This window comes from Hydrogenophaga laconesensis, assembly GCF_031457235.1.
GTDB lineage: Bacteria > Pseudomonadota > Gammaproteobacteria > Burkholderiales > Burkholderiaceae_C > Hydrogenophaga > Hydrogenophaga laconesensis.
The window spans coordinates 43,949-50,135 of sequence record NZ_JAVDWE010000022.1 but is presented as its reverse complement, the minus strand read 5'-3'; the positions used below and the strand labels follow the sequence as shown (position 1 = coordinate 50,135).

The 6,187-nt window shown below is 61.6% G+C and carries 7 protein-coding genes; 6 read left to right on the top strand and 1 reads right to left on the bottom strand.

All coding sequences use genetic code 11. The annotated features are described in order from the left end of the window. Window positions 1-282 precede the first annotated feature (282 nt). From J2X09_RS25415 to J2X09_RS25405, 3 genes are all read left to right on the top strand, one after another. A complete protein-coding gene (locus tag J2X09_RS25415; RefSeq protein ID WP_310309733.1) occupies window positions 283-936 on the top strand; it encodes a HupE/UreJ family protein in 654 nt (217 codons plus the stop codon). A gap of 20 nt (window positions 937-956) precedes the next feature. After that, complete coding sequence (locus tag J2X09_RS25410; protein ID WP_204735607.1) at window positions 957-1,619, top strand: transmembrane anchor protein; 663 nt, start codon at window positions 957-959, stop codon at window positions 1,617-1,619. A gap of 370 nt (window positions 1,620-1,989) precedes the next feature. Further along, complete coding sequence (locus J2X09_RS25405; RefSeq protein ID WP_310309727.1) at window positions 1,990-2,370, top strand: class I SAM-dependent methyltransferase; 381 nt, start codon at window positions 1,990-1,992, stop codon at window positions 2,368-2,370. A 506-nt stretch (window positions 2,371-2,876) separates the two neighbouring features. Here the strand turns inward: J2X09_RS25405 and nhaR are convergent. Beyond that, entirely contained in the window at window positions 2,877-3,797 is a 921-nt protein-coding gene (nhaR, locus tag J2X09_RS25400) for a transcriptional activator NhaR (protein WP_204735609.1), read from the bottom strand. A gap of 146 nt (window positions 3,798-3,943) precedes the next feature. On the opposite strand from nhaR, the gene J2X09_RS25395 reads away from it, so the two are divergent. From J2X09_RS25395 to J2X09_RS25385, 3 genes are all read left to right on the top strand, one after another. Then, complete coding sequence (locus J2X09_RS25395; protein ID WP_310309726.1) at window positions 3,944-4,402, top strand: HPF/RaiA family ribosome-associated protein; 459 nt, start codon at window positions 3,944-3,946, stop codon at window positions 4,400-4,402. Then, the gene (locus J2X09_RS25390) at window positions 4,399-4,905 is read left to right on the top strand and encodes a universal stress protein (RefSeq protein WP_137918451.1); all 507 of its coding nucleotides are present in this window, start codon (window positions 4,399-4,401) and stop codon (window positions 4,903-4,905) included. Before J2X09_RS25395 ends, J2X09_RS25390 begins: the two co-directional genes overlap by 4 nt. A 313-nt stretch (window positions 4,906-5,218) precedes the next feature. Further along, entirely contained in the window at window positions 5,219-5,713 is a 495-nt protein-coding gene (locus tag J2X09_RS25385) for a TerB family tellurite resistance protein (protein ID WP_204735611.1), read from the top strand. Window positions 5,714-6,187: the final 474 nt, after the last annotated feature.

Here is a 6,187-nt window from a genome sequence, read left to right as displayed (position 1 = left end):
CGACAAAGCCCACGCCCTGCCCATCACATGGAGCGTGGCTGTTCCGCTGCTTCCTGACTGGATCGGGCAAGCACGGCTGCGGATTGCCATGGCCGCGGCATCACGGCTCGAACGCCCGCCCATGGGCTGAGACCGCACTTCTGCTCCCGCGCGGCTTCGTGCCGCGCTCCCCTTTTCTTTCAGACAATTGGAGTCTTCATGCACAGCCATGTCCACGACAGGCTGCCGCGTTCGCCATGGGCGATCGGGCATCCCCGTCTCTTCTTGCTCTTTGCCTTCTTCATGTGCCTGCTCGTGGGCACGACAGAGGTCTTTGCCCACGCCGTCACCGAGGGTGACAAGGGCTACATCCAGGAAATCTCGGGCGTCAATCTGCTGCCCTTTGTGTACTTGGGCGCCAAACACATGATGACGGGCTACGACCACATCCTGTTTTTGTTCGGTGTGATCTTCTTTCTCTACCGCATCAAGCACATCGGCATCTATGTGAGCTTGTTTGCGCTGGGTCACTCCACCACCATGATCCTGGGCGTGTACTTCAACGTCGGGATCAACAGCTACCTGATCGACGCGATCATCGGTTTGTCCGTCGTCTACAAGGCGCTGGACAACATCGGCGCCTATCAGCGCTGGTTCGGGTTCCAGCCCAACACCAAGGTGGCCACGCTGGTGTTCGGCTTGTTCCACGGCTTTGGTCTGGCCACCAAGATCATCGAGTACGAGATCTCGCCTGACGGACTGGTGCCCAACCTGCTGGCCTTCAACGTCGGTGTGGAAATCGGGCAGTTGCTGGCGCTGGCCGTCATACTCATCGGCATGAGCTACTGGCGCCGCACGCCCAGTTTCATTCGCCATGCCTACACAGCCAACGTCGCCATGATGAGCGCGGGCTTCATTCTGGTGGGCATGCAGCTCACCGGCTACTTCGTGTCGTGAACACCCAAGGAACCTTCAACATGTACAACAGCGATTCCCCCACCCGCGCCGAGCTGCCTTCTTCCAAACAGCTCTTGCGCTCCACCATCCTCGCCGCTGTGTCGGCGGTTGTCCTTCTCGTGGCCGTCGTACTGCCGGCCGAATACGGCGTCGATCCCACCGGCATCGGCCGGGTCTTGCGAATGACCGAGATGGGCGAGATCAAGAACCAGCTGGCAGCGGAGGCTGCTGCCGACGCAGCCGCCTCCGCAGGAGCGCCAGCACAGGCAGCTGTGGCAACAATTGGCATGGCCTCGGCCAATGCAGCACAAGCGCAAGCACTGGCACCCGCCGTCGCAGCTCCTCCCGTTTCTGCTGCACCCAAGGTGACGTGGAAAGACGAGACGCCCTTCACGCTGACCCCGGGCGAAGGCACGGAGATCAAGCTGAAGATGGTCGAAGGCGGCAAGGCGCAGTACCAGTGGATCGTCGAAGGTGGTGCGGTCAACTTCGACACCCACGGCGACGCACCGGGCAAGTCGATCAGCTACGAAAAAGGCCGTGGTGTTGCGACCGATGAAGGCGTGCTCGAAGCCGCGTTCACCGGCAACCACGGTTGGTTCTGGCGCAACCGCGGTCAGGCTGATGTGAAAGTCATTCTGCGCACTCGCGGCGACTACACAGACATCAAACGGGTTCAGTGATAGGCAAGGACACCTGTATCTCCGATACAGGTGTCCAAGAAAACGGCGACTTGCAGCGCGTGCGCAATCGACCGCAAGGCGATTCGCGCACCGCATTGGATCGCCACGATCTCCAGAATGCATCGATCGCCCTAAGCGCCACGCTGGGGTGATTGGTGCGCCCCAAAAGGATTCGTTCGTGCCCTCTACAACTGATCAAACTATCTTCTTCAAAAGCTGGCTCAAGCGCCCTATGAGAATAGGAGCCGTGGCCCCATCAAGCAGTGCCCTCGCGCGCATCATCACTCGCGACATCCGGCCTGATGCGGGACCTGTCATCGAATTGGGCCCAGGAACAGGGGCTTTCACACGATGCATCCTCTCCAAAGGCGTGCCCGAGTCCAACATCACGCTGGTGGAGAACAGTCCAGACTTCACAGCGCTACTGCGTCAACGCTTCCCCGAGGCGCGCCTGCTCGAAATGGATGTTACGCGCATGCGGCGGGGGGAGGACCCGTGGAAGACGATGCAAGCTCAGGCCGTGATCTCAGGCCTGCCACTTCTGACCATGGGCACGCGCTCGCAGTGGAACGTGGTGGGGGCCTGCATGCAGAGCCTGCGTGCAGGGGCAGCTCTCTACCAGTTCACCTACATGACCAAATGTCCCGTTGCACCAGAGATTCTTGCCCGGATGGGCTTGAGGGCAGAGCGCATCGGAAGCTCACTCTTCAACTTGCCACCCGCCTCTGTGTTTCGAATTACGCGCATCTGATGTGAACAAACCCATGTGAGCTCAAAAAAGGCGCCGCGACGACAGCTGCGGCGCCACCAGCATGCATATTCTCTGATCTCCTTGTAAATCAATCTCACTCACCATGAAAACTCTCAAAACCTTCTTCAGCGCACTTCTGATCGTTGCCTTTCTGGGCTCACTGGCCGGCTGCGAAAAGCTCAGCAATCTTGGAAACGGTGGTCACGGCCACAGCCATGAGTGACGGCACCGCATTGCCACTTTATTGAGAACGTGCAGTCCAGCCGTGATAGCCGACGTACAGCCCCACGAGGATGATCAGTAGGCTGACCTACCCCCTGTGGACGTACCAATCAAAAGTGGAAGGCCAAGTTCAAGATTACTCGATTGGTTTCTGGGTTGATGGGGATTGAGCTGCATCGCCAGCGAGCTGGCAATGCAGCTCGGCGAAGATTGGAGTGGTCAGGGGCAAGGTCACTGGACTGCACGACCCTACACGCTCACATGCAAAGCGCTCGTGAGATAGCTTACTTTGCGAGCGGCCGCCGCGCGAGAGGTGTGAAAAGCTCGTTGCGTGCTGCCTCGGTGATCGCCGTCACGCACGGGTGCGTGATTCGACGCTCGACTGAAATCGCGAAAAATTCCTCCACAATCTCGTGCGTCGCGCCAAGCGCGCGCACGCCGTATTGCTTCTCGATGTCCCGCTCGAGCACGGTGGGTGCGACGAATATGCCCAGACCTCGGCGCCCGAACTCCTTTGCAAGGGCGCTGTCGTCGAACTCGCCGACGACTCGGGGGTGCAGTGAGCGCGCCTGCAGCCAAGACCGCAATCGCTGGCCGACTGCAGAATCCTCGGCAGGCATGAGAAGAGGCGCGCCGTCGAGGCAGTTCGGAAACTGACCCTTGCAAGATTCGAGCAGCGACGGTGCCGCGAAGAAGCTAACGCCGCAATTGCCCAGCCTGTGGTTGAAGGCGCGCACGCTTACGGCGGAAGGGATCGGCGCATCGGAGATCACGAGGTCCAGTCGGTGCAGGGCCAACTCGCCCAGCAGCGTGTCCAGCTTCCACTCGCGGCAGACGATGCGAATCGGCTCGGGTAACTGCGTGGCCGGCTCGATCAGCCGACAGGCGATCGTCTTCGGCACGGCATCAGCCACGCCAACGCGGAACTCTAGCAGCTTGCCCTTGCGGGGGTAGTCGCGCACGGCCTCTTTGAGCTCGGCGCCGATCGAGAAGATGTTCTCGGCATAGCCCAGCACCATGCGCCCGGCTTCGGTCAGCACCAAACCGCGCCCGCTCTTGGCAAATAGAGGCGTGCCTAGCGCCTCCTCCAGCAACTGGAGTTGCCCGCTGATGGTCTGTGGCGACAGGTGCAATTGTTCGCTGGCGCGCAGCACACCTCCAAGCTTGGCCACCTGATGGAAGTAGTGGAGGTGTTTGTAGTTCATGAGTGCCACAGTCGGAGGCTGCGGGAGATGTTGGTCAAATTGTATGGTTTTTCGGTACGATTGAAGTAGAACAATCTGCTTTTCGCGGACGACGTCCGGCCCTAGATTCTGTGTATCGCCACTGACGGCGAAACAAAAGGTGCACAGTGGTTGTCGACATTCACGGTCAAGGGTTCACAGTGACGCAGGCGCTGGGCGGGCACGTCCGAAGTCAGCTGGGCTTCGTCCTCAGCCACAACGGCGACCGCATCCGGCCGGTCTCGGTCCGTATCGGTGACGAGAAGGGGTCGTGCGGCGGGGTGGACATGCACTGCCGCATCCAGTTCCACCTGCTCGAAGCGTCCGACGCCGTGGTCGAGAGCGTCGGCGCCGATATGTACGTCGCCATCGACCGTGCCGCAGACCGCGTCGGCCGGCTGGCCGTCAAGCACCTCGATCGCACCCACCCCTTCCCGCTAAGACACCGCATGAGCGAGCCGGGCCGTCCCGAGACCGAATGCCGCTGGCGAAGTCGATTTTTACACAGTGAGTATCCCGCCCGCATGGACTGCCGACATCGGTCAAGTCCGGGCACTTTTCAACCCTTTCTGGAGTCATCAACATGATCACACTCCTACTGCCCTGCGACGGTTCGACCAACGCTCTGCTGGCTGTGCGGCACGCCATCGACAGGTTTCACCGCGGCGACGTGCAACTGGTTCACCTGCTGAATGTGCAGCCGCCCTTTTCAGCTTATGTGGCGCGTTACGTCAGCCGGGAACTGCGCGCCGATTTTCACCGCGAAGACGCCGCCAAAGCGCTCACCGAGGCGCGGCAACTGCTCGACGCAACTGGTATTGCCTACCGCGTGCATGTGGAGGTTGGCGACAAGGCGCGCTGTATCGCTGACGCGGCACGCTTACTGCGCTGCGACCGTATTGTGATCGGCACGGCGCGCAAAAGCGTGCTCGTGCGCGCCGTCGAGAATTCACTCACCAACCGGCTGCTCGACCACTGCTCAGTGCCGATCGAGGTGATCGTCGGCGCCCCGGCCGGCGTGCTCGCGCGGGTCGGCATCCCGGCCAGCTTGGGGGTTGGCATGGCTTTGTTATGGGTGAGCGGGCCATGAGCGCGCAGCGCCGTATCCCAGCGGCCCCGGTCGCTTCGGCCCTGTTGCCGCGCCGCTTGCTTGGCACTGTTCCACCACCCACAGTGACCGCCGGCGCCGGGGGTGGGCGACAGTGCTACACGCCGACGTTGCCAGCGACGCCCTACATTCCGCGCCACGGGTCTTTTTTTATTGATTCTTCCGCAATCTCTCTGCGCGAACCCTCCCATGAGAACCCGTGCCCGCACACGTCCGGATTTCGACGTCCAGCTTCTGGTGCTGGGATAGCTGCCTCTGGCGGCACCCTGGCTGCCCCTCCGAACGGAGCGCCAACATGAACGCCCCCAACCCGCTGCTCCGCGCGTATCCCCTCAACAGTGCCGAGGCCGCGGCACGGATCGTTGCGCTCGCGCTGATCGCCAACGGCCGCATAGAGACGGTCGAGACTGCGGCGCTTGACGCGCTCAAGGCCCGTGAACGGCTCGGCCTGACCCGGCAGCAGTGGCATGGCGTGATCCACGACCTGTGCGCGGACTTGCTGGGTCCGACCCGCTGCGGCAACAAAGTACGCTTCCCAAGCGAACTGCTGGACCGCATGCTGGACGAAGTCGTCGACGACGGAATGCGGCGCCTCGTGCTGCGCCTGTGTACAGCCGTCGCTCAAGCCGACTGCCAGATTGACGATGGCGAGCGATTCGTGCTGATGGCCGCGATCGATCGTTGGAGTCTGCATCCCGACGACCACGATCTGCTCGAACCCATGTTGTACGGCTCGGACTTCCAGGTGCATTCGCGCGCTCACCCTGAGACCACTGCTCCTCGAGAATGAATATCGGACGAGAACCCATCGTGACATCCTGTCCCCAAGCGCCGCCGTATCGCGTGCGGATCCCATCTGCGCCGGTAGACCGCCGACATAGCAGCGCACCGGTTCTATTGGGCTCGCCCGACAGTGAAAAGGCACTCGCAAGCGCGGTTAGCTTGCAGTTTCGCCGCCCGCCGGCGGGGGCGATGTTCTTTGATGAAGGCATGCCAGGGCTGGCGCCGCTCCACGTCATGCCCACTGCCATTTTGAAATCCTACCGAACCTACGCCGACGGCGGTGAACGCGTGCTCGGCTACGGTCCTCTCCGCCTGGGCAGGTACGCGTCGGGGGCGGCAACACATGAGCCGGCGAGCGTAGCAGTCGAGTTCAGGCGCACTCGCTCCCTGTGGCGATGGTCGCACTGTACGTCGATCAACGGTCATTCGAGCGTCCAGATCAAGCTCGCGATGCGCCGACGCGCTATTTCACCGCTGGTAA

Coding starts and splice junctions, on each gene's coding strand:
- J2X09_RS25385 (WP_204735611.1), top strand. CDS start 5,219: ATGAACGCCCCCAACCCGCTGCTCCGCGCGTATCCCCTCAACAGTGCC.
- nhaR (WP_204735609.1), bottom strand. CDS start 3,797: ATGAACTACAAACACCTCCACTACTTCCATCAGGTGGCCAAGCTTGGA.
- J2X09_RS25410 (WP_204735607.1), top strand. CDS start 957: ATGTACAACAGCGATTCCCCCACCCGCGCCGAGCTGCCTTCTTCCAAA.
- J2X09_RS25390 (WP_137918451.1), top strand. CDS start 4,399: ATGATCACACTCCTACTGCCCTGCGACGGTTCGACCAACGCTCTGCTG.
- J2X09_RS25415 (WP_310309733.1), top strand. CDS start 283: ATGTGCCTGCTCGTGGGCACGACAGAGGTCTTTGCCCACGCCGTCACC.